The 25977-nt window shown below is 35.8% G+C and carries 17 protein-coding genes; 12 read left to right on the top strand and 5 right to left on the bottom strand.

Translation table 11 applies throughout. The features are described 5' to 3' along the window. Positions 1 to 29: 29 nt before the first annotated feature. Complete coding sequence (gene ribH, locus GN105_RS01465) at positions 30 to 506, bottom strand: 6,7-dimethyl-8-ribityllumazine synthase (protein WP_155283682.1); 477 nt, start codon at positions 504 to 506, stop codon at positions 30 to 32. 90 nt (positions 507 to 596) lie between these two features. Continuing rightward, positions 597 to 1385 (bottom strand): tetratricopeptide repeat protein, encoded by a 789-nt coding sequence (locus GN105_RS01460; protein ID WP_155283681.1) that lies wholly within the window; start codon positions 1383 to 1385, stop codon positions 597 to 599. A gap of 275 nt (positions 1386 to 1660) precedes the next feature. Between GN105_RS01460 and GN105_RS01455 the strand changes: the two genes are divergently transcribed. The 10 genes from GN105_RS01455 (at position 1661) to GN105_RS01410 (ending at position 19736) form a co-directional block, all read left to right on the top strand. Further along, on the top strand, positions 1661 to 2179 hold the full coding sequence (locus GN105_RS01455) for an inorganic diphosphatase (RefSeq protein WP_155283680.1): 519 nt from the start codon (positions 1661 to 1663) through the stop codon (positions 2177 to 2179). A 327-nt stretch (positions 2180 to 2506) separates the two neighbouring features. Then, positions 2507 to 3589, top strand: a complete 1083-nt coding sequence (gcvT, locus tag GN105_RS01450) for a glycine cleavage system aminomethyltransferase GcvT (RefSeq protein WP_155283679.1) — start codon at positions 2507 to 2509, stop codon at positions 3587 to 3589. A 544-nt stretch (positions 3590 to 4133) separates the two neighbouring features. After that, positions 4134 to 4325 (top strand): cbb3-type cytochrome oxidase assembly protein CcoS, encoded by a 192-nt coding sequence (ccoS, locus tag GN105_RS01445; protein ID WP_155283678.1) that lies wholly within the window; start codon positions 4134 to 4136, stop codon positions 4323 to 4325. A gap of 15 nt (positions 4326 to 4340) precedes the next feature. Then, complete coding sequence (gene ccoN / locus GN105_RS01440; RefSeq protein WP_155283677.1) at positions 4341 to 6527, top strand: cytochrome-c oxidase, cbb3-type subunit I; 2187 nt, start codon at positions 4341 to 4343, stop codon at positions 6525 to 6527. Between the two features lie 5 nt (positions 6528 to 6532). Next, positions 6533 to 6712: a CcoQ/FixQ family Cbb3-type cytochrome c oxidase assembly chaperone gene (locus tag GN105_RS01435; protein WP_155283676.1), complete on the top strand. Its 180-nt coding sequence runs from the start codon at positions 6533 to 6535 to the stop codon at positions 6710 to 6712. Positions 6713 to 6721: 9 nt separating this feature from the next. Then, complete coding sequence (locus tag GN105_RS01430; protein ID WP_155283675.1) at positions 6722 to 7570, top strand: cbb3-type cytochrome c oxidase N-terminal domain-containing protein; 849 nt, start codon at positions 6722 to 6724, stop codon at positions 7568 to 7570. 114 nt (positions 7571 to 7684) lie between these two features. Beyond that, positions 7685 to 9109 carry a cytochrome c oxidase accessory protein CcoG gene (gene ccoG / locus GN105_RS01425; RefSeq protein ID WP_155283674.1) on the top strand — a complete coding sequence of 475 codons (1425 nt, stop codon included), beginning with the start codon at positions 7685 to 7687 and terminating at the stop codon, positions 9107 to 9109. A 283-nt stretch (positions 9110 to 9392) separates the two neighbouring features. Further along, the gene (locus GN105_RS01420; protein WP_155283673.1) at positions 9393 to 16694 is read left to right on the top strand and encodes a T9SS type B sorting domain-containing protein; all 7302 of its coding nucleotides are present in this window, start codon (positions 9393 to 9395) and stop codon (positions 16692 to 16694) included. A gap of 118 nt (positions 16695 to 16812) precedes the next feature. After that, positions 16813 to 17736, top strand: coding sequence for a PorP/SprF family type IX secretion system membrane protein (locus GN105_RS01415; RefSeq protein ID WP_373279385.1), 924 nt, complete (start codon positions 16813 to 16815; stop codon positions 17734 to 17736). Between the two features lie 41 nt (positions 17737 to 17777). After that, positions 17778 to 19736, top strand: a complete 1959-nt coding sequence (locus GN105_RS01410; protein WP_227977336.1) for an OmpA family protein — start codon at positions 17778 to 17780, stop codon at positions 19734 to 19736. A gap of 38 nt (positions 19737 to 19774) precedes the next feature. On the opposite strand, the gene GN105_RS01405 is transcribed toward GN105_RS01410, so the two are convergent. After that, on the bottom strand, positions 19775 to 20593 hold the full coding sequence (locus GN105_RS01405; protein WP_155283671.1) for a nicotinic acid mononucleotide adenyltransferase: 819 nt from the start codon (positions 20591 to 20593) through the stop codon (positions 19775 to 19777). A gap of 170 nt (positions 20594 to 20763) precedes the next feature. On the opposite strand from GN105_RS01405, the gene GN105_RS01400 reads away from it, so the two are divergent. Further along, a complete protein-coding gene (locus tag GN105_RS01400) occupies positions 20764 to 22389 on the top strand; it encodes a S8 family peptidase (protein WP_173014949.1) in 1626 nt (541 codons plus the stop codon). Between the two features lie 78 nt (positions 22390 to 22467). On the opposite strand, the gene purH is transcribed toward GN105_RS01400, so the two are convergent. Beyond that, positions 22468 to 24000, bottom strand: coding sequence for a bifunctional phosphoribosylaminoimidazolecarboxamide formyltransferase/IMP cyclohydrolase (gene purH, locus GN105_RS01395; RefSeq protein WP_155283670.1), 1533 nt, complete (start codon positions 23998 to 24000; stop codon positions 22468 to 22470). Positions 24001 to 24074: 74 nt separating this feature from the next. Here purH and GN105_RS01390 point away from each other — a divergent pair, with 74 nt between their 5' ends. Next, on the top strand, positions 24075 to 25319 hold the full coding sequence (locus tag GN105_RS01390) for an ABC transporter permease (RefSeq protein ID WP_155283669.1): 1245 nt from the start codon (positions 24075 to 24077) through the stop codon (positions 25317 to 25319). A 41-nt stretch (positions 25320 to 25360) separates the two neighbouring features. Here the strand turns inward: GN105_RS01390 and GN105_RS01385 are convergent, their stop codons facing one another. Beyond that, entirely contained in the window at positions 25361 to 25975 is a 615-nt protein-coding gene (locus GN105_RS01385) for a LuxR C-terminal-related transcriptional regulator (protein ID WP_155283668.1), read from the bottom strand. Positions 25976 to 25977 lie beyond the last annotated feature (2 nt).

Genomic DNA, 25977 nt, shown 5'->3' with positions numbered 1-25977 from the left:
TGCTCTTCAACTTTTTATAAGTCAATGAATTAAAGAGTAACCATTTTAATGGCAGCGATAGCAGCTTCAACTCCTTTATTTCCGTGTTTTCCTCCGCTTCTGTCCAAAGATTGTTGTAAGTTATTGTCTGTCAGAATACAAAAAATAACAGGGACATCTTTCGTTGCGTTCAATTGGGCGATTCCTTGTGTAACTCCTTGACACACAAAATCAAAATGACGCGTTTCACCCTGAATCACACAACCAATGGCAATTACTGCATCAACATTTTGTGTGTCAATCATTTTTTTGCTTCCGTGGATAAGTTCAAAACTTCCGGGAACTTCCCAGCAGATTATATTCTTATCTTCTGCTCCACAGTCTTTTAAAGTTTCGATAGCTCCTTTTTTTAATCCAAAAGTAACTTGCTCATTCCACTCAGAGGTTACAATTCCAAAACGAAATGATTTTACATTAGGAATTGTACTTTTGTCGTATTGTGATAAATTTTTGTTTTCTGTAGCCATATTTGATTATGTTTTAAATATTTACACCTGCTGCCTTAGAATAAATCCCAAAGACAGCAGGTGCTTTTTGCGTATTATGAAAAATGTATTTTAGTTGTTTATCTTCCCAATGAGAATATCAACAGTTCTTGCCTCTTCTGAGGTTGGATATTCATCTTTGATGCGTTCAAAGTATTTGTTAGCTTCCTGATTGTTGTTTTGCAACATAGCAGTAATTCCCGCTTTTTTCAAATAAATAGGTGTTGTAAATTCATTTTTGCTATGTTCGAAAGCCTTTTTGTAATAATTCAGAGCTTCGGCATTGTTTTTTTGTTGTGAGTATGCATCACCAATGTTCCCCAAAGCTAAAGCTCCTAAAATTTCATCAGGAGAATTGAACTTTTTCAAGTGTTCAATGGCTTTTTCGTAGTTTCCTTGGTTCATATAAGCCATTCCAGCTGAATAATTCGCTAAATTTGCAGCTTTTGTTCCGCTGTAATTTTCAATGATTTCCAAGAATCCGTACTTTCCGTTTCCTCCTTTTAATGAAACAGTGAATAGAGAATCTTTAACTTTATCATCAGTAGCATTTAAAGCTTGGTCAAAAAATTCTTGTGCAAAAAATAATTCGTTGGCACCTTCTTTTTCTTTTGGGATTGACACAAACTGCTGATAGAGCAAATAGCCCAAACCAACCACGGCTACTGCAATCAATGTTCCGATGATGGTTTTTTGATTTTTCTGAACCCAAGCCTCTGTTTTTGAAGCTCCTTCGTCAAGTGTATCAAACACTTCCGCAGTAGTGATTTCTTGATGAAGCAACTCTTCTTGGGACTCTTCCAACTCCTCTGTTTTCTTTTTTCTATTAGGTCTGTCGTTTCTCTTTCTGTAAACTGCCATATCTTTTTCTTTAAAAGTTCGGCAAAAATAAAACTTTTATTTTTATTTGAAAGAGGTTTTTCAAAAAAATTTAGTTTAAAGCAAGAAGTTTTTCGTTTTGAAATATATGTTGTTTCGTTTTAGATACTGGGCTAATGACCACAAACGAGAGCTTTAGGTTGATAATCCGCCGAAAATTACATTTTTTCTAAAGAAAGTTTGAATTTTAGAAGGTTTCTTATTTAACTTTCCAAATTATTTATTTATTTTTGCGACTGTTAAAAATATTAAATAATATGTCTAAAAAAGAACAATTATCTTTCGATGTGTTAATCGAAATTCCAAAAGGAAGCCGAAATAAGTACGAATATGATTTTGATTTAAAAAAAATCAGATATGACCGAATGATTTTCTCTTCAATGATGTATCCTGCCGATTATGGTTTTGTACCTGAAACCTTAGCGTTGGACTCTGACCCGTTAGACGTATTGGTATTAGTTTCCGAGCCAACTTTTCCCGGTTGTGTGATGGAGGTAAAGCCACTTGGGGTTTTCCATATGGCAGATGAGAAAGGACCTGATGAGAAGATGATTTGCGTGCCAGTTTCTGATCCTGTTTGGAGCAAACTCAATACGTTAGACGATGTGAATCCGCACTTGATTATGGAAATTGAACATTTTTTTCAAGTATATAAAGATTTGGAAAAGAAAAAAGTAGCTGTAAATGGTTGGGGAAATTTGGAAGAAGCCGTGCAGATTTATTACGAGTGTAAGAAGCGATATGACGAAAGTGAAAAGAAATTTTCAATTCGATAATAACAATATTCACAAAACATTTCTGTAAGTGTTCTAATAAAGCCTATGTTTGATTATTAGCAACTTAAATGTGTTTGTTCATTGCCTATTGGTGATGATTTATCGCCTGCCTATGGTTGCATAAGTATTGATAAGTGTTAATTGAGAACTTATAGGTTGATGGTTTTACTGCCTGTTGGCGATGTTTAAGCATCTGTAAGCCGTTATATGAGGAAGGTAGGGCTTGTAGATAAGCCATTGTGTCTCCGTCATACGGCTTATTGGGGGTTAAGAAACAGCCTTAATGTATCAAGAAAGTAAGTATAACAAAATTTTAAATATAAATATATGAAAAACACAGCTTTAACCGATGTTCATATTGCATTGGGAGCAAAAATGGTTCCTTTTGCGGGTTATAATATGCCTGTTCAGTATGAGGGGGTTAACGTAGAGCACGAAACCGTACGCAATGGTGTAGGAGTTTTTGACGTAAGCCATATGGGAGAGTTTATTCTCAAAGGCAAACACGCTTTGGATTTGATTCAGAAAGTAAGTTCAAATGATGCAACGGCATTGTACGATGGAAGAGCACAGTACAGTTATTTGCCAAATGATAAAGGAGGAATTGTTGACGACCTTATCGTATATAAAATTGCAGATGAACATTACTTGTTGGTTGTCAATGCTTCCAATATTGAAAAAGATTGGGATTGGATTAGCAAACACAATACTTGGGGAGTGGAAATGGAAAATGTTTCCGACCAGTATTCGTTGTTGGCAATTCAGGGACCTAAATCCTTGGAAGCCATTCAGTCGCTTACGCCTGTGAATTTGTCTGAAATAAAAAATTATCATTTTGTAATTGGTGATTTCGCCGGAGTGAAAGATGTAATTATCTCTGCAACAGGATATACAGGTAGTGGAGGAGTTGAAATTTATGTTAAAAACGAACATATAAAACACGTTTGGGATGAAGTTTTCAGAGTGGGAGAGCCTTTCGGGATAAAACCTATCGGGTTGGCAGCTCGCGATACGCTTCGTTTGGAAATGGGCTTCTGCTTGTATGGAAATGATATTGATGATACAACTTCTCCGATTTCTGCAGGATTGGGCTGGATAACCAAATTCACAAAAGATTTTGTAAGTTGTGATGTAATCAAATCTGACAAGGAAAACGGTGTTAGCAAAAAGTTGGTTGGTTTTGAGATGCAGGAAAAAGCTATTCCGCGCCACGGATATGAAATCGTTGATGCTGAAGGAAATGTAATTGGAAATGTTACAAGCGGAACGATGGCTCCTTCACTTGGAAAAGGAATTGGTTTGGGATATGTTCCTACCGAGCTTTCTAAACCGGGAAGTGAAATTTTTATCCAAATTCGTAAAAATAGAGTTCCTGCAACGGTGGTGAAACTGCCTTTTTATAAAGGATAAATTTGTATATGATTGAAGATTAGAAAATAATTTTTAAGATTAAGCTCAAAAATCTGAATTTTATATTTAGTTTTTGGGCTTTTTTGTTTTCGTATTGAAACAGAAAATTTTAGTAGCTTGCTTCTATAGCTAATATAAAATAATTTCTCGTTACAATTTCTCCTTAATAAAAGGGAAGAGTAGGGATATGAACTCTTAATAAACATTCTCCATCCCTCGGATATCTTCTTCAAAGAAAGATTTTAAGACTTGAAAATTTAAAGTGAATTAACTACAAACCTCGTATTTATTGAGGTTATTTTTGCTTGTAAATTCTATTTATTTGTAAGAGAAATTATGATGATTATTAAAAGTTATCCTAAAAAATGAAGAATTTTTTTACTTTTTTTAACGATATAACTATTTGTTTCTTAGTTTATTGATTTTTTTCTGTTTGTTTGGAAAACTTTAGATTCATTCAAAATAGGGAAAAATGATAAATGTCATTTTTTTAACTGATTAAGATTGTGTACTTTTGCCACATTCATACATAAACCATTCTGAGATGAGCGTGATATATATGTTGATTAGTATAAGTATTGTAGTGGCTTTGTTGTTTTTTTTCTTGTTCATAATGGCAGTGAGAAAGGGGCAATACGATGATAGTCATACACCTGCAATACGAATGCTTTTTGAAGATGAGCTTGTTGATGAAAAAACAGAGAATACAATTAAGGAAGAAAAACTAACTGAATAATTAATTTAATAAATAATGGAGAAGCAACAATTTTACTATGACAACAAAATTGTACGGAAATTCCTCTTTGCAACCCTTTTTTGGGGAGTTATAGGGATGGTAGTAGGGCTATGGTTAGCCTATTTATTCTTGTTTCCGACAATGTCTAACGAAATTCCTTGGTTGAGTTTCGGACGCCTTCGCCCATTGCATACAAATGCTGTAATTTTTGCTTTTGTGGGGAATGCTATTTTTGCGGGGGTTTACTATTCACTACAGCGACTTTTGAAAGCTCGTATGTTTAGTGATTTTTTGAGTAATTTTAACTTCTGGGGTTGGCAACTTATTATCCTTGCCGCAGCCATAACACTTCCGTTGGGTTACACTACTTCCAAAGAGTATGCCGAACTGGAATGGCCAATTGACATAATGATTGCTTTGGTGTGGGTTGCTTTTGGGGTGAATATGATAGGAACACTTCTCAGAAGAAGACAGCGTCATATTTACGTGGCTATTTGGTTCTATTTAGCTACCTTTGTTACGGTTGCAGTGCTTCACATTTTCAATAACTTAGAGCTTCCTGTTACGATGTTCAAATCGTATTCTGTTTATGCAGGAGTTCAAGATGCTTTGGTGCAATGGTGGTACGGACACAATGCGGTTGCTTTCTTCTTAACGACACCGTTTTTGGGATTGATGTATTATTTTGTTCCGAAGGCGGCAAACCGTCCGGTATATTCTTACCGATTGTCAATCATCCACTTTTGGAGTTTGATTTTTATCTATATTTGGGCAGGTCCACACCACTTATTATATACGGCTTTACCTGAATGGGCTCAAAACTTAGGTGTGGTTTTCTCTGTGATGTTGGTAGCTCCTTCTTGGGGAGGTATGATTAACGGATTGTTAACTCTTCGCGGAGCTTGGGATACGGTTCGTGAAAGTCCTACATTGAAGTTTATGGTTGTAGCCATTACAGGATATGGTATGGCAACTTTTGAAGGACCGATGCTTTCACTTAAAAACGTAAATGCAATTGCCCACTTCACCGATTGGATTATTGCTCACGTACACGTTGGTGCATTGGCTTGGAACGGATTCCTTGCTTTTGGTATGATTTACTATATCGTGCCTAAAATGTGGAAGACAAACCTTTACTCGATGAGATTAGCGAACTTCCATTTCTGGATAGGTACATTAGGGATTGTGTTCTACGCCTTACCACTTTATGTGGCAGGATTTACGCAAGCTTCATTGTGGAAACAATTTAATCCGGATGGAACTTTAACATACGGAAACTTCTTGGAAACGGTAACGCAAATTATGCCAATGTATGCCTTGCGTGCTGTTGGAGGAACGCTTTATTTAATTGGGGTTCTTGCAGGGGTTTATAACGTTATAAAAACATTGCAAACAGCTCCTAAGTTGGAAGATGAATTGGCTCAGGCTCCTGCTTTGTCAACAATCAGCAGTGGAAGATTACAAGGAGAAACGTTACACACTTGGTTGGAAAGAAAGCCTGTTCAAATGACAATTTGGGCTACAGTAGCTATTTTGATTGGAGGTATTGTTCAAATTGTACCGACTATTTTCGTAAAATCAAACATTCCTACAATTTCAAGTGTGAAGCCTTATACACCGCTTGAATTAGAAGGACGTGATTTATACATTCGTGAAGGTTGTGTGTCTTGTCATAGTCAAATGATACGTCCATTCCGAAGCGAGGTGGAACGTTACGGAGAGTTTGCAAAGGCAGGTGAGTTTGTATATGACCGTCCGTTCTTATGGGGAAGTAAACGTACTGGTCCTGATTTGCTTCGCTTGGGAGGAAAATATTCTGACAACTGGCATTTCAACCATATGTATGACCCAACAAGTACTTCACCCGGAAGTATAATGCCTGCATATCCTTGGCTTACAAGAGATAAACACGATAGAAGCAACATTGAAGCTAAAATGCGTGGATTGGCTAAATTGGGGGTTCCTTACACAGAGGAAGATATAGTTAATGCTCACAAATCAATGGAAGAACAGGCTCAGAAAATCGAGAAAAATCTGTATAACGACCCTGATTTTGTGAAACAGTACGAGGCTTCCAAATCAAGAGCAGAGAAAGAAGGTAAGGAGTTTGTCCCAATGAAAGATCGTGAAATTGTGGCACTTATTGCTTATTTGCAACGATTGGGTACGGATATTAAAATTAAAACTGCAAACGCTGAATAACAACAATGATTAAGTCTATTAAGGAAATAATGGCATCATCAGAAGGGTATGAGATATTTCCCATTGTGTCCCTTTTGATATTCTTTGTCTTTTTCGTGGCTCTCTTTTGGTGGGTTTTTGGATACAAAAAGGAGTCTATTGATAAGATGAACAATATTCCTTTTGATGACGATGACGAAAAATAATACCTTATTATGAAAAGAAATTTAATACCATTTTTACGAGTAATAACCATTGTTGGTGTTGTGGCTCTTGTATTGGAACTTCTGTATGGAGGTAAGGGGGAATGTGCTATCGCCAAATATTCTCAAATACAAATGCTTTTAGTTTTTCTGCTTTTTGTCTTGATTTTTACGGAAGTAGTTTTGAGAGGAGTAGAAAATCTAACTTACGGAATCAAACCTAAGCCAGGGCTTGCAGAGGAAGGCTCGCTTTGGAAACGCTTCTACGCAAGTATGGTAAATCAAGTTCCGATTGAACGTGAGAGTGAAATCATATTGGAACACGAACACGATGGTATCAAGGAGCTTGACAATACCTTGCCTACTTGGTGGGTGTATCTGTTCTATGCTACGATAGTTTTTATGATTGTGTATCTTGTTCGATTTGAAGTGATTAAGGATTATAATCAGGTTGAAGAATATGATAGAGATGTAGCACAAGCGAAAATAGAAATTGCTGAATACAGAAAAAATAATCCGAGTTTGCTAAATGCAGATAACGTGAAATTGCTCACAGACGCTTCAGATATTGAAGCCGGCAAAAAAATCTTCCAAACAAATTGTGTGGCTTGTCACGCTATGGACGGAGGAGGAGGTATTGGTCCTAACTTAACCGATGATTATTGGATTTTGGGAGGAAGTATCAACAAGATTTTTAATACTATTTCCGAAGGTGGTAGAGACGGGAAAGGAATGGTAGCTTGGAAAACTTCACTAAAACCAGAACAAATTGCTCAAGTGGCAAGTTATATCAAAACCTTAAAAGGAACAACTCCTGCCAATCCGAAAGCGGCTGAGGGAGATTTATACACAGAAGAATAAAAGGTCATATCTTAAATGTTAGTGGTAGAGGTTAGAGAAATTGGCATTGGGTAGCTTTGCTGCTATGCTTTCACGTTTCCCTAACCTCTTTTATTTTTCAAAATCAAAGTTATTATGGCACAGCAAGGTAAAGACGTATTTCGTGATTCAATAGGAACCATTGATGAAGAAGGGAAAAGAGCTTGGGTGTATCCCAAAAAGCCTTCGGGCAGGTATTATCGTTATAGAAAATATGTGAGTTATCTCCTTTTGCTTATTCTTTTTGCGAGTCCTTTTATAAAAATTAACGGAAATCAGTTTCTACTTTTTAATGTACTCGACCGTAAGTTTAATATTTTTGGTTTGCCTTTTTGGCCACAGGATTTCTATTTGTTTGTGGTTTCTATGATTATAGGAATTGTTTTTCTTTCCTTGTTTACTGTTGTTTTTGGGCGTATTTTTTGTGGTTGGATTTGTCCGCAAACCATATTTATGGAAATGGTTTTCCGCAGAATTGAGTATTGGATTGATGGCGACAGAGGAGCACAAATGCGATTAAACAAGCAGCCTTGGAATGCAGAAAAAATTCGCAAACGTCTGTTGAAATGGGCAATTTTCTTTTTTATTTCTTTCTTGGTGGCAAACATATTTTTGGCTTATTTGATAGGTTCTGATATTCTTCTTACTTACATTATTGAAGGACCTCTAAATCATTTAAGTACGTTTGTAGCATTGTTCATTTTTACCTGTGTTTTCTATTTTATATTTGCTTGGTTCAGAGAGCAAGTGTGTATCATTGCTTGTCCGTATGGGCGTTTGCAAGGGGTACTTTTGGACAATCGTTCCGTAATTGTTGCTTATGACTATGTGCGTGGTGAAGGTGAGAAGGGGCGTAAAAAGTTTCGTAAAAATGAGAATCGGGAAGAGCTTGGTCACGGAGATTGTATAGACTGTTCGCAATGTGTACACGTTTGTCCCACAGGGATTGATATTCGAAATGGGACACAGTTGGAATGTGTGAATTGCACAGCTTGTATTGATGCTTGCGATGAAATAATGGATAAAACAGGTTTCAAACGAGGATTGATACGATTCGCAAGTGAGGAAAATATCGCCAAGAAAGCTCCTTTCAAGTTTGATTTAAGGATGAAAGGATACACCGCTGTACTTACAATTCTTGTAGGGATATTAATAGGAATGTTGTTCTTACGAACTGATGTTCAGGCAAATGTGTTGCGTGTTCCTGGGCAATTGTACAGTCACGAAGAAGGCGGAATTATTAGTAATATATACACATATAAGATAATTAACAAAACCACGCGAGATTTTGATAATGTTACCATAAAAGTGGCTGACTCACTGAATGCTGAAGTAATTTTGGTAGGAAAAACATCTATTTTTGTTCCAAAACAAGGAATGGCAGAAGGAACTTTGTTTATTAAGATACAAGAGTCTTCTCTGGAAGAAGAAAAAACAAAACTCATATTAGATGTTTACAGTAATGGAAACAAAATAGAATCTGAAAAAACAATATTCTTAGGTCCGAGAGTTTTTAAATAAATTGTGTATTTCTTTGGTAGCTAATTTATTATATTAAAATGTTTCAGGAGCTTGAACGATTAAGCGGAGTTAAAACTCAATAATATGAAGTTTTAACTCCGCTTTATAAAAGCTATTATTTAGATTTATTATATCATCGAAAGTTGCTAATAAAACATTTACTACGTGTAGAATAAATTTAATAAACACTGTTAATTTAATCATAAAATATTGTGTTGCAGTTTGTTTTGTTTGATTAATTGATATATTTGCCCTTCAATGCACTTATATTAAAAAGCTCATTATGAAAAAAGTATTTAATTATATGAATATGAAAATAATGCAATTTGTGATTTTGATTGCTTTTTGCTTAGGAATGGGGACTATTTATGCTCAGAATCCTCAAAATCCTCAGCTATTATCAGCAATAGATAATATGCCAGCTCCTTCTGCTTGTGGGGAGGCATCAACTTATACAGTTACTGTTCGTACAGGAACATCAGCACATCAGAATATTAATTTGGAAGTAACGCTTCCTGTTGATTTTGAATACGAAAGTGGCTCGGCAATTACTACTAATAATATAGGAACAGCTAGCTTTGTTTCATATGATTCGTCTACACGAAAGTTAGTTATTAAGTTGGATATACCTGCTACAACTACCGCCTCTGATATGAAAATTTCATTTAAGGCTAGAGTAAATTGTGGAGCAATAGCAACGGCAAGTCTTTCAGCAGATAAGAAGCCTAAAATAGGTTATCTTTTAAATGGAGGAATTTTTGGAGCAGGAGAAGGACAAGGGATTAATGTGAAGTACGCTGCTTTAGTGACAACTGTTACTCCTCAGTCTTCTAATGTTGCTGCTGGTGATGTTATTGAGAGAACCATTAGAGTAAATAACAATGGATACGGAACTATTCAAAGTTTTACGGTAAGCACTACTATAGGAACAGGATTAGAGATTGTATCTTCTGATCTTACAGGTAATACGGGATGGAAAGTAGAAGAAACAGAAAAAGGAGTATACCAATTTTCTGATGGGACGCTTTTGTCTGGAGCTAGTGTTTCTATTAAACAGACCGTAAAAGTAAATGCCTGTTCAGAACTCACTAGTTCATATAAGGCTTCCTATGGCTGTACTCCAAAAGAGTGTACCTACCCAGAGTTGAGCAATGCAACAGCAAACCCAACTGTAACTATAGACAGAACTAAGGTGCCGAATGTTGTAATAACTGTTGTTAAGTCTGACGGAACTGAATTAACAACAACTGAGACTAATGTAGGAGCCTATTGTTTTGATAGTGATATTACACATTACTTAAAAATAGAAAATAAAGGTACAGCAGGGGCTAAGGATCTAGTACTTGAGCTTTTGACCTCAATAGATGGAAAACTTACAGGTTCGACCTACTTTGTGGATAATAGTTATGAAATTTCTGATAATATTGGTTTTACAGGAGCGTTGACATCAATAACTCCTTCAAATAATTCTACTGTTTGGGATTCTAACTTAGGAGATGTTTTTGGAACAACGGGTAAAAAAAATAGAGTGTATCTTCCAATAAGTTCTATTGCACAAGGGCAAACTCTTTATTTACGATTTAAAACTCGAAATAATTCATATGTAACAGGAACTAATTGTGGGGATAAAAGGTCGGGCTTTTTATATGGTGGTATAAATAGATTATACACCTATAGCAATGCTAATGTTTGTTCAGGGACAAAGAATTTTACTGTTCCTAACGGAACTTTAATTGGTGCACAAGGTCTTCGCCTAGAAGGAGGTAATATTGGGGCGAGTATGATTAGTTCAGACCCCAAAGATATATATAAGGGAAGGTTTCGTTTTTCACAGTTAAGTCATAGTAATACTTCTGTAGCTAACGGAGACTACTTTGAAATTGTGTTTCGATTTGCTCCATCGATGACAATCAGAAAAGAAACCATCAAATTAATGCAGGTAGATGGAACATTTTTTCTACCTGAAATAATATCGGATGTAGCTAATGAATATCGTTTGCGTTTTACTTACGGGCCAAAAGATAAAGGAGGTAACTTTTCTGGTAACTTTTCCGCAAATGGTTCAGTACTAACTTTTGATGCTACTTATACTTGCTCCGATCCCGCTTGGTATGAATTATATATGCAGACGAACAGAGTAAATAGTTGTAATTCTGGAATTAAAGGTATAGATACTCAGTGTATTCGTACTAATTTATCACCTGTTGGCTGTGCTGAAGGTTGTGATCAGGGCTTAATGAGAGGGTTGGCTAAAGTACAACGCCACCCTGATAGTTTTGGATATGTAGCCAATACAAAGCTTCACGATCGTGATAATAAAGGATTACCTGCTTACCCACTAACTAAAATTACTGAAGACACAGAAGGTACTAATTTATCGGCTTTTCATACGAATGATAAAGTTATCATATCACAAAAAGGGACAGTAAAATCAGGAACTATCACAAACTGGACAGAGGGACGTTTTGAAGTGACTGTTCCCAATGGAATGTATAATACTATTCCAGGAAGTTTATCTTCACTAAATGCAATTGTAACTCCTAATAGTGGTCAGTTAATTATTGATACAGAGATACAAACTTATACAATTACAAATTTACCTTTAAAAGTTTCAGGAACACAGACTGTAACTTTAGATTTTACAATGGAAACCCTTCACGCTAATGGTTTACCTGCGACAATAACTCATTTGGCAGATGGATATAAATTACAAGTTTCCTTTCAAATTATTCCAAATAATTTTAACCATTCAGGAGATAATATAGGAACAAAGCAGTTTATTACAGATTTTCATTTACGTCATAATAATTTGCCTTATTCTTGTGGGCCGCTGGGGTTGGCTAATGGACTTTTTGCAGTATCTCGTTTTTCTTTTTATGAAAATAATAGTAAATCACCTAATACACGCCTTACAGCTTGTGATAAAATCCCTGATGGCTCCAACAATTCTATCATAAGTTCGGCACCTTTTTACAGACTTAATATTTCGATAAATGAAGCCACTACAAGTAATCAGGTTTTTCCTCGTGAAAATAGACAGTTTATTAAGCCAAAGCAACTAGTATCGATTGTACCTGAAGGTCTAGATTTAAAAGGCTTCTATATTCTGTTGTCTGGGCAATTGCGTTCGGACTATGGCTATTATAAGGTAACTTTAGATACTCCGGTAAGTGGAATGATGCATACACTTAACCTCGAAGAAGTCTTGATGAAACTTCTTATAGCAAGCCACGCAAGAGGAAATGGATATGATCCATCTGATTATAATGCAGCTATGACAACTTTAAATTTAGATGAAGGTTTTTGGTTGCGTATAACACCGATTGTTTCCAAAAATTGTAATTCTGGAGCTACTGAAACTTATGAGGCGTATGCGGTTTTAGAAGGAACTGGTAGAGATGCGTATCCTCCTAACAATACCTATACCAATGAAGTGAATATCAAAACAAGTGTAAAGGCGATAACTTATGACATTGATAATGATAAGTTGAATACTACTATAGCTACACCCGTATCAACTTCTGATACAAATGTGGTACGTTGGGTAATCAAAACTGAAAATTCATCAATATTTCATACTTTTCCTAACGTGTGGTTTGGCTCTACAGATATGAATATAACGTCTGTTCAGCAAGCAAGTGATGCTACAGGTAACAGTTTGGTTGGTAATCCATTAAATCAGGTGAATGGCATATTCCAATTAGGGGATATAAATCCACTTACTACCAAGTTTTATGTGGTAACGGCAGATATTCCGGATTGTGGTACAGGAGAGAAAAATATATTACTTGGACATTCTTGTAAGGGGTATCCTAGCTCACTTTCCACTCCACATTGCCCAGCACAAACTTATACGGTAACATTTTCTAAATTAGAAGGAGACTTGCAGTCTAGGCTTATCTCACAACCACCAGCAGATTATCGTCCAAGTTTGTGTGAGGTGTTAGATTACGACATTGAAATAAACAACTCAGGTAAAGGAATAGTTAAAGATATACAAATTACAATTCCTTTAGGAGAAACTTCAGGACTTACTTTTGTTCCAGGAAGTGCAATGTATTCTAATGAGTATAAAACAGGAACTGTGTCAACAACAATTCCTCTTGATGATAGTTACGTTACAGTTGGTACTACAAGTATAATAATTAATTTGCCAAATACTAATCTTGCTACAGGTGAGAAAATTCGTTTTAGATTAAAATTAAGAACCACAGATGATTGTTCCTTTAGTTCTAATCAACACATTAGCTTCATATCCAGAGGGAAAAATTATTGTGGAGAAGATATTCATGAACCATCAACCCTTACTAGTTATCGTTTGATAATAGCAGGGGATACAACTAATTTGCCAATAGTAACTATAGATAAAGCAGAAGCATTGATTGCCTTTTCAGATTCTAATGTTACAGGTAATGCTAAAGGAACATATACCTTGAAAATTACAAATAAAGGAAATCTTCCTTTTAATCAGGATATTATTAATGCAGGTGGAGATACTAAATTGTCAATTAACTTACCTATAGGTTGGGAAATATTGAATACGAAGGACATCGAAGTAGCTTCAAATAATAGTTTAGTTTATTATAGTACAGATGTGCTAACTAATACATATATATTTACACTTGTAGATGCAATACCAATAAATGGAGTATTGGAGATTAACGCATTACCAATAGTTGCTACTAAGATACATAATTGTCCTATAACCGATGAGATAAAAGCACAATTATATTACATTGTTCATAACCCAACATCTGTATGTTCTGGAACAACTCCAACTCCTGCCAATTGTGATATGAAAAAGATCATTACAGAAGCAATAGTGCCGTTGAAACTTGTTGTTCCTAAGGCAACAATAAAAACTTCAGTAAATACAGTATTTTGCAGTAATCATACTATCGCAGATTTGAATATTTTGATAAACGAAAATGCACCACTAGCTTGGTATGATAACCCAACAGGAGGTACTCAATTGGCTCAAAATACACCTTTGTCCGCAAGGACTTATTATGTGGCCCTTCGCGATAATTTAGTATCAGGCTGTGAGAGTATAGAAAGAACTCCTGTAGAAATTACTACTGAGGTTTGTATCCCTATTGTAGCTAATGACGACGTGTTCCCAACGGTAAATGGAAATGTACAAAGTACAGCAGGAAATGTTTTAGACAATAGCGGTAATGGTCAAGATACTTTGAATGGTACTCCGGTAACTACTACCAATGTTAGTATTTCAGAAGTGACACCAGCAACATCAATTAACGGAAACGCAAATGTACCAAAGATAGATGTAACAACAGGAAATGTAAATGTCCCAGCTGGTACACCTGCAGGCACTTATACAATAGTGTATAGAATTTGTGAATCAGGAAATCCTGCGAATAATTGCGATACTGCTACTGTTACAGTTGTTGTTAGCACAATTGAGGCAAACGATGATGATATGAGTGGCTCTCCGGTAGATGGAGTAACGGGAAATCCAAGTGTTGTAAATGTATTGACTAATGACATTCTTAATGGTGTGCCAAATATTCCAATTTCAGAGGTCACTATCACTGTAACTACTCAAGCAACACCAATAGGAGGAAGTGCGAACGTTCCAATACTTGAACCAATAACAGGTAATGTGAGTGTTCCGGCAGGTACTCCGGCAGGAATTTACACGATTACTTATCAGGTTTGTACAAAATCTAATATTTGTGATACAGCGAATGTGGTAATTGCGGTAGCATCTCAACCTATAGACGCTAAAGACGATAACTTCCCTGCTGTATCTGGCAACACGGGCGGAAAAGCGGGTAATGTTCTCTCAAATAATGGCAATGGAACGGATATGTTAGGGGCAAACCCTGCAACTGTTACAAATGTTAATATTGCTGAAGTTACACCCGCATCACCGATTAACGGGAATCCGAATGTTCCGAAGTTGGATGCGACTGGCGAGGTTGATGTTCCGGCGGGTACTCCGGCAGGTACTTATACCATCGTATATACTATCTGTGAGAAATTGAATCCGACTAACTGTGATACTGCTACAGCAACTGTCGTGGTAACTTCAGAAACTTTGGTAGCAAATCCTGATGATTTCAGCGGAACACCAATCAATGGACTTAACGGCGGGAATACATCAAGTGTTTTGACAAATGATACACTTAACGGAAATCCATTGAATCCAACACAAGTAAATTTGACGTGGGGAACTACCATTCCGACAGGTTTAACACCAAACGCAGACGGAACTATTACCATCGCACCAAATACGCCGGCAGGTACATATACCATAACTTATACTATCTGTGAGAAATTGAATCCGACAAATTGTGAAAGTGCTGAGGTTACCATAGTTGTGACTGAAGAGCCGATAGACGCTAAGGATGATAACTTCCCTGCCGTATCTGGTAACACGGGCGGAAAAGCAGGTAATGTTCTTTCGGATAATGGTAATGGTTTAGATGTGTTAGGAACAAATCCTGCAACGATTGCAAATGTTAATATTACACAGGTTACGCCTGCATCGCCAATCAATGGTAGTGCAAATATTCCAACATTGGATGTAACTACCGGAGATATTAATGTTCCGACAGATACACCAGCGGGTACTTATACTATTGTATATCGTATTTGTGAGAAACTGAATCCAACAAATTGTGATACAGCCACAGCTACGGTAGAGGTAGCAGCCTTACCAATTGTAGCAAACGATGATGATTATACATCATTCCCGATATACACAGCTGTAGGAGGAACTGTAACTACTTCTGTATTAGTGAATGACACGATTGGAGGAGCTCCGGCTACTTTAGGAACTGTTACTATTTCAAATCCTACTACACCGAATACAAACATCTATATTGATGTTTCTAACGGAACGGTTGTGGTATTGCCAAATACGCCAGCGGGAACCTATACACTTACTTACACAATCTGTGAAAATGCTAATGCGACAAATTGTAGTAATGAGGCAAACGTGACGGTAGTTGTTTTGGATGTTCCGAAAGCGAATGATGATTCTGCAACCACTGAAATAAATACTCCTGTAACAGTGAATATTTTGGATAACGATGAAAATATCCCAACAACAGGAAGAGTTGCCGTTGTGACTGATCCGTCAAGAGGTACTGTACAAGTAAATGATGGCGGAACACCAGATGACCCATCTGACGACACTATTACGTACACTCCAAATCCAGGTTTTGTTGGCACAGATATGTTTGTATATGAGCTTTGTGATGCGGCAGGTAATTGTTCAAATGCAACAGTAACAATAGAAGTTGTAGCTGGAGGAGATATAGTTCCTTACAATGCTATTTCAATCAATGATGATGGTTCAAATGATATATTCTACATCAAGGGAATTGAGGCATATCCAAACAATACGGTAAGAATTTACAACCGTTGGGGAGTGAAAGTTTTTGAAGCTCACGGGTATAATAATACAACGAAAGTCTTCAGAGGATTATCGAACGGAAGGGTTACCATAGAAGCTCCGGAGAAATTGCCACAAGGAACGTACTATTACATAATAGAGTATGTAGATAAAAACAATCAAACCAAGAAAAAAGGAAGTTGGTTATATATCAAAAAATAAATCAAAATATTGAAAACTCGAGTGTTAATATAAAAAATCGCTCGGGTTTTCAAGAAGTTATAGAAATAGATAGGAAAATTATAAAAATAGGACAATAAACATATAAATATATTATATAATGAGAAAAAGTAGTGTTTTTTTAATGTTGATGTTAATGCTATGTACAGGGGTTTTTGCTCAACAAGAATCGCAATATACACAGTATATGTATAACACAATGATGTTTAACCCAGGGTATGCAGGCTCAAGAGATGTAGGGAGTTTCTTTGGATTGTTCAGAACACAATGGGTAGGTTTGGAAGGTGCCCCGAAAACAGCAACATTGAGTTACCACACGCCTATAAGAGATAAAAATGTGGGATTGGGAGTTTCGTTGTTTCACGAATCAATTGGTCCTCAGCAAGATAATACTATTTTGGTAGATTTTTCATACACATTGAATTTTGAAAATTCAAAATTGGCTTTTGGTCTGAAAGGCTCAGCAGGATTTTATCAACTGGATGTCAATAAATTACATTTGTATGATGGTTTAGACTATAGTTTCACCGGAGATAACACAATTTTCAGACCTAATATAGGGGCAGGGCTTTTTTGGTATTCTGACAAACATTATTTAGGTTTTTCTGTACCAAATCTTTTAGAAACAGAAGTTTACAGAAGAAATGAGAGAAACAAAGAGGTTTCTGTTCTGAAAAACACTCAACATTATTACTTGATAGGAGGATATGTATTTGATTTAACAAGAAATACAAAATTTAAACCTGCAGTACTTAGTAAGGTGTCTTACGGAGCTCCATTCCAACTGGATGTTTCGGCAAATTTTATGTTCAACGAAAAGTTTGTTTTAGGTGCTGCTTGGAGATGGTCGGCTGCAGTAAGTGCTATGGCTGGTTTCCAAATAAATGACCGATGGTTTATCGGTTATGGATATGATTTCGAAACCACAGAATTGTCAAGATATAATTCTGGTTCACACGAAATATTCTTGCGTTACGAACTGGTGAAAGCATACAGAAAAGTGATTTCTCCAAGGTTCTTCTAAGGAAATTTTCATCAATCTAATTTATTTTAAAAACCATAAAAATGAAGAATCACAAAATATACATACTTGCAATGGCGTTGTTTAGCAATGTCTTGTTGGTTTTTTCACAAGAAAAGCAAATGCAAAAAGCCAATGAGATGTATAAAAATTACGCCTACATAGATGCTATTAAGGTCTATGAAAATATTGCAAAAAAAGGATTTGTAAATCAGGAGTTACTCGAAAGGCTCGGAGATTCATATTACTTCAATGCTGAGTATGATAAAGCTTCTACTTGGTATGAGAAACTTTTTGAAAATAAGGAGTACAAAGTGCAACCTGAATACTATTACAGATACGCATTGTCCTTAAAATCATTGGGTAAATATACCGAGTCAGACCAAATGATGAACAAGTTTGTGGAAATTACTGGAGCGAATGACACTCGTGCTGTATTGTTTGAAGAGCATAAAGATTATAGAGAGGAAATAAAGGAGAACTCCAATCGTTTTGAGTTACTTCAAACGGGCATAAATACAGAGCATTCCGAGTACGGAACGGCTTTTTATGGAGATAAAGTAATTTTTGCAGGAAGTAACACAAGCCTGATTAAGCCTGTTTCAAAATGGACAGGTGATAGTTTCTATGACTTGTACGAGGCAAATCGTGATAGCATTAGGTTATCGAAAAAGACACTGTTTTCGTCAAAAGTTAATACAAAATTCAACGAATCAACAGCTGTATTTACAAAAGATGGCAATACGGTATATTTCACTCGAAACAATTATGTAGACAAAAAGGTAAGAATGGATTCAGAAAATACCATCTTACTGAAAATATTACGAGCAACCAAAGACAGTAACGGAAATTGGGGCAATGTTGTTGAAATGCCATTCAATAGCAATACGTACAGCGTAGCTCACCCTGCATTAAGCCCAGATGAAAAATATTTGTACTTTGCGTCTAATATGCCGGGAACATTAGGAAGTTCTGACATATTTCGTGTAGAAATATTGAAAAACGGTTATGGAAAGCCTGAGAATTTAGGAAGCGTCATAAACACAAACGGAAGAGAATCTTTCCCTTTTATTTCAAAAGATAATGTATTGTATTATTCTTCAGATGGTTATCCAGGATTGGGAGGATTGGACATTTTTGCTGTAAAATTGTACGATAACGGAACTACTTCAAAAGTTATAAATATTGGAGAGCCGGGAAATAGCGTAGATGATGATTTTTGTTTCGTGATAGACAAAGAATCAAAGATAGGTTTCTTAACTTCGAATCGTGCCGGAGGAAAAGGAAAAGACGATATTTACGGATTTTACGAACGTATTCCTTTGAATTTCACGTGTAACAAAATTTTGAAAGGAGTGGTTAAGAATTCAGAAACGATGGAAATTATCTCTGGAGCAATGGTTTCATTGTCAGGCAAAAAGATGGATTTGCTAAAAACAGAATCGAGTGACCTAGAAGGAGGATTTGCCTTTGGAGAAGAATTTATAAATTGCCAAGATTCACATTTCTATTTGAAAGGAGAAAAAGAAGGTTATGAAACGGCTGAGGTAAAAGTAGAAATGAAAGGCAAAGGAAAAGAAATCCACTACGAAATCTTATTGAAACCAAGAGTTATAAAAGTAACTGAAGGAGATGATTTGGCGAAAGTATTCAAGATAGAAAATATTTACTTTGATTTTGATAAATCGAATATTCGTTATGATGCTTCGGTACAGTTAGCCAAAATCTTGGAAGTTATGAAAGAATATCCGAATATGAAGATAAATGTTCGTTCGCATACAGATAGTAGAGGTTCAGATAGTTATAACTTAGCTTTGTCTGACAGAAGAGCAAAATCGACTGTAAAATGGATTATTGATAACGGCATCGATGCAAGCAGAATCACAGGAAAAGGTTACGGAGAAACACAATTAACGAACCACTGTTCTAACGGAGTACAATGTACGCCAGAAGAACACCAAGCCAACAGGAGAAGTGAGTTTATAATTATAAGTTTAGAGTAATAAAAAGGGGATAGCTAAAAAACTATCCCCTTTTTTATTTATCCTTGTAACTTTTTGTAAATGATATTTTGTACTCCTCTGAAGCGATATGTTGTTCGTGAATTGAGGTGATAAAGCTCTATTTCACGGTCGTTTAAAATACGAACTTCAAAGCTTTCGGTTTCATCTCTGTAATTCAGATTCAATATTTTCACATCATTAGCATTTCGTACATTTTCAATAGAGTATAGCCCTCGAAAAAGTGGCGTTGTATGATTTGGATGCTCTCTTGTTTCAAAAAAATAATCTCCGTTGAGGCTATAGAATCTGATAAAATTTTCATTGTCAAACGGATTTGCTGCACCTTCTCTGCTAGTGTATGTTTTTTCCCAAAAATTGTATTCTTGCAGAAAATAGCGCATATTTTCAAAGAATAATCTGTCGTAGTTGAAGTTGCGTTTGTAATGTCCTTCCAATCTATAAACCGAATTGGAATCTATATCATACAAATCTATTTGATTTTGAGAAACTTGTACAACTTTAAAACGGTAAGAGCCATCTCTGTCGTGGTGAAACGTTAGGTGCGTATTAGAAGTGAAAAAATTTCCTATAACTCGTCCGTAACCTCTTCCAACAGAGCCGATTCCTACTAAGTTGTTGTTTGCCAGTAGTGTATTTCCGTCAAAAGTTATGGTAAAGGCTTTCTGCAAAAACGGAATTCGGTCGTTTCCGCGTGTAGCATCAACATTTACATACCACAGGTCGTAGGAATGCAAAAATTCGTGTAATGTGAGCTGGTCATCATCATATTCATTACGAACGGAACAACTGCTTAAAAATAGAATAATAGCAGAACTAAAAAATAATAATCGTTTCATAATCAGTTAATTTTAATAATTATGGTACTTTACAATATTGTTACAATCAATAGTTGTGCCATTTTTGCAAAAGAGAGGAATAAAAATGTGTTCTTCTTTTGTGCTTTATTTAAAATTATTTACCTTTGCACCAGTTGTTTTTTAGGTTAAATCGTATAAATATATTACAAATGAATATTAGAAAACCATTTTTATTAGCAATTTCAGGAGCTGTATTGGTAGGTTGTGCCAGTCCGTTGTCAAAAATTGCATCGGCAAGCCCAGATGTTTTGCCAGATATGTTGCCAAAGCAAGCAGAAAAAATTTCTGACGAGCAATTGAAAGTTTGGCCTCATCAAGACCTTACTTCTTTTCCGGGAATCGGTCTGCAAGGAGCGTATGACTTATTGAAAGGTGTAAAAACAAGCAATAAAGTTATCGTGGGAGTTATTGATTCGGGAATTGATATCAATCACGAGGATTTGAAGAATGTTATTTGGGTAAATCCTAATGAAATTCCTAACAATAACATTGATGATGATAAGAATGGGTATGTAGATGATATTCACGGTTGGAATTTCTTAGGAGATATCAATCACGAAAATATGGAACTTACGCGTATTTACAAGTCTGGAGATAAGAGCAATCCTGATTATCAAAGAGCTAAGACTGAATACGAAAAACAATACGAAGAAGCTTTTGCTGAAAAAGAATACTTCGAACAGCTTAATCAAATGGCGTTATCTGCAGATGATGCTTTGAAAAAAGAGCTCAAAAAAGATAAATATACATCAGATGATGTGTCAAAAATCCAAACCACGGATAATATGATGGCTCAGTATGTTGAATTTATGCAGCAATTGCTTAGCCGCGTGGAAGATTCAGAAGCTCTTAAAGAAGAATTAAAAGGAGTTCTTGAGCATTACACTTCAAAATTGAATAATTATTTGAATTTGGAATTTAATCCTCGTAGAGACATCTTAAAAGATGATGAGAATGATTTCAGCAAGATAGGATACGGAAATAATAATGTAATTGGTCCTGATTTGGATGGTTCATTGCACGGAACTCACGTAGCGGGTATCATTGGGGCTCAACGCGGAAATAATGTAGGAATGGACGGAGTTGCTGATAATATTGCTATTATGGCAGTAAGAGCTGTTCCTGATGGAGATGAATACGATAAGGATATTGCTTTAGCGATTCGTTATGCGGCAGATAATGGAGCAAAAGTGATTAATACAAGTTTCGGAAAAGGATTTTCTCCTCACAAAGATAAAGTTTATGAAGCGATTAAATATGCAGCTTCAAAAGATGTGTTAATTGTAAATGCAGCAGGAAATGATAGTAAAAATATTGATGTAGAGGAAACATATCCAAATGATGAGGTAGAAGGAAAAGAAATCTCAGATAACTTCCTGACAGTAGGAGCTTTAAATTATCAATTTAATGACAAACTAATTGCTTCATTTTCAAATTATGGAAAAAGAAATGTAGATGTGTTTGCTCCCGGAGTAAAAATATGGGCTACTGCACCGGGAAATAGTTATAAATTTTTACAAGGAACATCAATGGCTTCTCCTGAAGTGGCAGGTTTGGCAGCTTTGATTCGTTCTTACTTCCCAAATTTAACAGCTTCACAAGTTAAGAAAGTGATTATGCAGTCAGGAGTTAGCCCTAAACTTCAAGTATATGTAGGAGAAGCTGATAATAAGAAAAAAGTAGATTTCTCTGAATTATCTTCAGCGGGGACTATGGTAAATGCACGAAATGCAGTTATTTTAGCCGCTAAAATGAGTCAAGCAAAGAAAAAGTAAAATTTTTTAAAGAGATTGATAGAATTAAAAAAGCCCGATGTAAAAAACATCGGGCTTTTTTTTATATTTCTCAAAAAATTAATGTTTGAAATGTCTTGTTCCTGTAATCACCATAGCCATTTTATGTTCATTACAGTAATCGATGGTTAATTGGTCTTTAATAGAACCTCCCGGCTGAATAACCGATGTAATTCCTGCTTTGTCAGCTATTTCCACACAATCAGGGAATGGGAAGAAAGCATCGCTTGCCATAACAGCATCGTTTAAGTCAAATTTGAAAGATTGAGCTTTTTCAATAGCTTGTCGTAAAGCATCAACACGACTTGTTTGCCCGGTTCCACTTGCTAAAAGCTGTTTGTTTTTAGCTAAAACAATGGTGTTTGATTTGGTATGCTTGCAAATTTTTGAAGCGAAAAACAAATCTTCAAGAGCTTCTTCACTTGGTCTTTCGGTAGTAGCATACGCAATATCTTCTATTGTATCCGTTTTTAGGTCTTTATCTTGAACCAAATATCCATTCAAACAACTTCTGATAGAAGTTTCAGGCAAATTGATGTTTTTTTGCACTAAAATAATACGATTTTTCTTTTCTTTTAGTATTTCTAAAGCTTCATCACTATATGTTGGAGCAATAATTACTTCAAAAAATAAAGAATTGATATCATTTGCTGTCGCTGAATCAATTTTTGTATTTGAAATTAAGATGCCACCGAAAGCAGAAACGGGGTCACCTGCCAAAGCTGCTGCATAAGCCTCCTGAATGTTTTTTCGAGTGGCAACTCCGCAGGCATTATTGTGTTTTAGGATGGCAAATGTAGGGTCATCGTGTTTGAATTCTGAAATGAGACTTACAGCGGCATCAACGTCTAATAAATTATTGTACGAAAGTTCTTTTCCGTGTAATTTTTCAAATAAATCATCAAAATTTCCGTAGAAATATCCTTTTTGGTGAGGGTTCTCTCCGTATCTTAGTATTTGACCTTTATTTTCACTGATTTTCAATGTGGTTATTTCTTCTGTTTGGTTGAAATAGTTGAAAATAGCCGTATCATAGTGTGAAGAAATTTGGAATGCTTTAGCAGCAAAGTTTTTGCGTTGTTCCAAAGTAGTTTTACCTTGTGAGTTTACCAAAATGTCCAGTAAATCAGGATATTGCTCTACAGAAGAAACACATAAAACATCTTTAAAGTTTTTTGCCGCGGCACGTATTAATGATATTCCTCCAATGTCGATTTTTTCAATAATATCGCTTTCTACTGCACCACTTGCAACAGTTTTTTCAAAAGGATATAAATCAACGATGATGATATCTAACTGAGGAATAGCATATTGAATCATTTCAGCAACATCACTGTCGTTGTCCTGTCTGTTCAAAATTCCTCCAAAAATCTTGGGATGTAAGGTTTTTACTCGTCCACCAAAAATAGAAGGGTATTCGGTGACGGTTTCCACCGGGATAACGTCAATTCCCAAACTTTTGATGAAAGATTCAGTTCCTCCCGTGGAGTAAATAGTGATTCCTAAACTATTCATTTTGTGAATAATAGGTTCCAATCCTGTTTTGTCGAAAACAGAAATTAAAGCGGATTTGGCTTGTTTTGTGAGTTTCATTAAAAAAAGTCTTATATTTGAAGCTACAAAAGTAACGTTTTTCCTACGGATAATAAAGTCTATTTCTGAAAATTATGTTTATATATCTGCAATTGCTAAAAGAAAGTTTCAATTTTGCCATAAAGTCATTATGGGATAATAAACTTCGTACATTTTTGTCGTTGTTGGGCGTTACGGTGGGAATTTTTTCCATTATTTCGGTATTGTCGGCAGTTGATTCACTAAATAGAAGTATACAAGAAAATTTGTCGGGATTAGATAAAAACTCTATGTACATATCGAAGTTTTCATTTGGACCTACAGATGTTCCTCGTTGGCAACGGCTTAATTTTCCACAGGTTACATATCAGGAGTATGAATATTTGAAAAAAGAAATTCCCAATCTGGAAGCTATATCTTATGTGATTTTTGGAGTAACTTCTTCCATAAAATATGAAGGAAAAACCATTGAAAATGTTCCTGCAAGTGCTGCTACTTCAGAAATATCAGAAATTGAGGATATTAAAGTTGAATACGGACGCTTGATGAGTGAATCTGAATCAAATGTGGGAGCTCCAGTCATTGTTTTAGGGCATCAGATTGCTAAGCAACTTTTTGAAGATGAAGATCCTATCGGAAAGCACGTGCGTTATTTTGGAAAGAAAATGATGGTAATTGGCGTTCTTAAAAAATATGGACCAATGTCAGAAAGTGATGATAAGCTTTTTATATTATCAACATTTGTACGAAGCTTTATGAATACAGGAACACAAGGAGTTCCCAGCGGAATTGCCATAAAACCTAAAAAAGGAGTTAATATGCAAGAGTTTGAAGATATTCTTGTACAGCGTTTTAGAAGATACAGAGGCTTGAAACCCGAAGAAATTAATAATTTTTTCATCAACAAGATGTCCACTTTTACTGATATGATTGACGAAACTATCGGTATGATGAATTTGGTAGGGTGGATTATTGGTGGATTTTCCATTTTGGTGGGCGGTTTCGGGATTGCTAATATAATGTTTGTCAGCGTTCGGGAAAGAACAAGTCTTATTGGGATACAAAAATCATTGGGAGCAAAAAAGCAATTCATACTATTTCAGTTTTTATTTGAAGCCGTATTGTTGGCACTCATTGGGGGCTTTTTCGGACTGCTTTTTGTATGGATTGGAACTTCCGTGGCATCAAGCGTAGTAGATGAATTTACGTTTGTACTTTCGGCAGGAAATATTATCATTGGGTTGGGCGTTTCGTTTGCAGTGGGTTTAATATCAGGTATTATTCCGGCACTGAGTGCTTCAAGGTTAGACCCTGTGGAGGCAATACGCACAGGGCAATAACCATTGTTGGAAAGGTTGTTTGTTTCTTGAAGTATTTCAAATTAAATAAGTCCTTTGGCTTTTTGCAATAAATTTACGGTTTTGTTTACATTGAATTTTTGCATTAGGTTTTTACGATGCGAATCAACTGTTAATGGGCTGATATTCATTTTGTCAGCTATTTGTGCAGATGAAAGCCCTTCGGAAAGATATTTTAGAACCTCTCGTTCGCGTCGGGTAATAATGGGAATTTCTTCCGAATTACTTTCAGAAGGCATCAAAAGATTGATGATTTGTTCGCTTAAGTAAGTGTTTCCGTTATAGATATGAAGAATAGCTTCCTCAATTTCAGCCATTGGGCTACTTTTTAGCAAATAACCTGAGGCACCGTCATTTATCATTTGTTGAATAATGAAAGGGTCATCAACATTGCTAAGTCCTAATATTTTTATATTGGGATAATTTTGCTTGATATTCAAACACATTTCAGAGGCTTTTCCGTCAGGAAGATGGATGTCAAGTAGCAGAATATCAGCAATAACATTTTTTAAGACCTCATCAAGTTGTTTGATGTTTGAAGCAGTGGCAACCACTTCCATTTGCGGATGTGAAGCAATGAAGCTTTGTAGCCCTTCATTGATTATGGGATGGTCATCACAAATAATAATTTTTATCATAA

Source organism: Capnocytophaga felis, from assembly GCF_009684755.1.
Lineage (GTDB): Bacteria > Bacteroidota > Bacteroidia > Flavobacteriales > Flavobacteriaceae > Capnocytophaga > Capnocytophaga felis.
This window is presented reverse-complemented; position numbering and strand designations above follow the sequence as displayed.

Excerpts from the sequence above, each read along its gene's own strand:
- GN105_RS01405 (WP_155283671.1), bottom strand. The coding sequence starts at position 20,593 with ATGAAACGATTATTATTTTTTAGTTCTGCTATTATTCTATTTTTAAGC.
- GN105_RS01435 (WP_155283676.1), top strand. The coding sequence starts at position 6,533 with ATGATTAAGTCTATTAAGGAAATAATGGCATCATCAGAAGGGTATGAG.
- GN105_RS01400 (WP_173014949.1), top strand. The coding sequence starts at position 20,764 with ATGAATATTAGAAAACCATTTTTATTAGCAATTTCAGGAGCTGTATTG.
- ccoG (WP_155283674.1), top strand. The coding sequence starts at position 7,685 with ATGGCACAGCAAGGTAAAGACGTATTTCGTGATTCAATAGGAACCATT.
- GN105_RS01410 (WP_227977336.1), top strand. The coding sequence starts at position 17,778 with ATGAAGAATCACAAAATATACATACTTGCAATGGCGTTGTTTAGCAAT.
- ribH (WP_155283682.1), bottom strand. The coding sequence starts at position 506 with ATGGCTACAGAAAACAAAAATTTATCACAATACGACAAAAGTACAATT.
- GN105_RS01385 (WP_155283668.1), bottom strand. The coding sequence starts at position 25,975 with ATGATAAAAATTATTATTTGTGATGACCATCCCATAATCAATGAAGGG.
- GN105_RS01390 (WP_155283669.1), top strand. The coding sequence starts at position 24,075 with ATGTTTATATATCTGCAATTGCTAAAAGAAAGTTTCAATTTTGCCATA.
- gcvT (WP_155283679.1), top strand. The coding sequence starts at position 2,507 with ATGAAAAACACAGCTTTAACCGATGTTCATATTGCATTGGGAGCAAAA.
- GN105_RS01415 (WP_373279385.1), top strand. The coding sequence starts at position 16,813 with ATGAGAAAAAGTAGTGTTTTTTTAATGTTGATGTTAATGCTATGTACA.
- purH (WP_155283670.1), bottom strand. The coding sequence starts at position 24,000 with ATGAAACTCACAAAACAAGCCAAATCCGCTTTAATTTCTGTTTTCGAC.
- GN105_RS01430 (WP_155283675.1), top strand. The coding sequence starts at position 6,722 with ATGAAAAGAAATTTAATACCATTTTTACGAGTAATAACCATTGTTGGT.
- GN105_RS01420 (WP_155283673.1), top strand. The coding sequence starts at position 9,393 with ATGAAAAAAGTATTTAATTATATGAATATGAAAATAATGCAATTTGTG.
- GN105_RS01460 (WP_155283681.1), bottom strand. The coding sequence starts at position 1,385 with ATGGCAGTTTACAGAAAGAGAAACGACAGACCTAATAGAAAAAAGAAA.
- ccoN (WP_155283677.1), top strand. The coding sequence starts at position 4,341 with ATGGAGAAGCAACAATTTTACTATGACAACAAAATTGTACGGAAATTC.
- GN105_RS01455 (WP_155283680.1), top strand. The coding sequence starts at position 1,661 with ATGTCTAAAAAAGAACAATTATCTTTCGATGTGTTAATCGAAATTCCA.
- ccoS (WP_155283678.1), top strand. The coding sequence starts at position 4,134 with ATGAGCGTGATATATATGTTGATTAGTATAAGTATTGTAGTGGCTTTG.